The following is a 1,729-nucleotide window of genomic DNA, read 5'->3' on the forward strand; positions in this document are numbered from 1 at the left end:
TGTGCCTGTTGCACAAGTTAGCAAAAAGCTAACATACGGGTTATACTTAATTTACAGTTGTGTTTTAATTTCATGGTATGCAAGGAAAAAAAGTATATCAAGAACAGCTGTTCAACAGTTTTCAGCTGAGTGAGCGGGTACCGGTCACTAATTTATACCGTCGATTGAAAGAAGCCTTAAACTTAGATTTTCTCTATGATCTTACACGCGGCTTTTATGGCAACAGCGGTCAAAAGAGTATAGATCCGGTGGTTTTCTTTAAACTTTGCCTAGTGGGCTATTTAGAGAATATCATTAGTGACCGCAAGCTTATCGAACATTGCAGTATGCGACTGGATATCTTGTTTTTCATCGGGTATGATATTGATGAAGAGCTGCCCTGGCATTCTACTATCAGTCGTACACGACAACTCTTCCCAGAACAAGTCTTTGAGTCCGTATTTACAAACGTATTCAGCCTGTGTGTAGAAGCCGGGATGGTGAGCGGTCATACTCAAGCTATCGATAGCGCACCGGTAAAAGCTAATGCTTCAATGGATAGTCTGGAGCTTAAAGTTCCTGAGGAAGAACTGGAGTCTCACCTTCGCAGGGTACGCCATATTAGTGCGATGGACAAAGAGCAGCCTTTGCGCAAGAGTAAAGGCGATAAATCAAATAAGGGACAACGCAGCATAACAGCTAATGAGCAGGAACTACAGTCAATCGCTACTCGTAACAAGCGTTGGAGTAAAGATCAGGATCAACGACCGGGAGCAGGAAATAAAGGCAGTAAGTACACCAGCAATAAAACACATTACAGTCCTACTGATCCTGACGCACGCATAAGTGTTAAACCCGGAAAGGCTAGAAAACTCAATTACTTGAGTCAGCTTAGTGTAGATACTGGTCATCACGTGATCACCGACATTAAAGCCTACCACGCAGATGGTAAAGACAATCAGCAACTGCCTGATATAGTTAAGCGTGTAAAGCTCCGCCTGTGGCAGCAAGGACTGTACTGGGAGAACTGTGTAGCCGATACAGGATATAGCTCTGGAGAGAACTACGCATTTTTAGAGCGTCAGGCAATCAAAAGTTTTATACCGCCTCACGGCACCTTTAAAGGCGGTCCTGATGGGTTTACGTATGTTGAAGAACAAGATCATTATCTGTGCCCACAGGGTAAGATTATTCCATTCACCAAGGAGTTTAACGATTACAGAACCGGTACTCGAAAGAAAGAATACCGTTGTCGCAAGCATGTGTGCATTGACTGTCCTATACGCAGCAGCTGTCTGGGAAAAAGCGCTCAGGAAAAGAAGTTCAGCGTTACCTATTATCGCGCAGAATATCAGCGCAACATCGCTCGGGTAGAAAGCCCACAGGGTCGGTATATGAAAGGCAAGCGGCAAAGCACGGTAGAACCTGTGTTCGGAACCTTAACACAGTTTATGGGATTGAGAAAAGTAAATACCATCGGCTTAAAGCAAGCTAATAAGTGTATGCAGCTCTCCGCCATTGCCTACAACCTCAAAAAATACCTTAAGTTCACCCAAAAACGAGCGAAAAGCGGAGCAGGAATTTTCGCTTCCTTTTTTTTCTGAAAAACAGACTGACAAACAGCGATAAATCCGTTTTAAGAGTTTTGAATTCTGTCCAAATCTAAATGATCATAAAAAGAAAAACCGCTTAAAAGCGGCTTATTTATGTTCATAATATTGCGTTTTACAGTCTTGTGCAACGGTCACCA

General features: G+C 43.0%; 1 protein-coding gene. It reads left to right on the forward strand.

Annotation, left to right across the window (positions count from 1 at the left end; all coding sequences use genetic code 11):
- The first annotated feature begins 77 nt into the window (after positions 1-77).
- Positions 78-1,583 carry an IS1182 family transposase gene (locus tag WA338_RS18730; RefSeq protein WP_272985161.1) on the forward strand — a complete coding sequence of 502 codons (1,506 nt, stop codon included), beginning with the start codon at positions 78-80 and terminating at the stop codon, positions 1,581-1,583.
- Positions 1,584-1,729: the final 146 nt, after the last annotated feature.

It is taken from the genome of Leeuwenhoekiella sp. CH_XMU1409-2, assembly GCF_037029365.1.
Lineage (GTDB): Bacteria > Bacteroidota > Bacteroidia > Flavobacteriales > Flavobacteriaceae > Leeuwenhoekiella > Leeuwenhoekiella blandensis.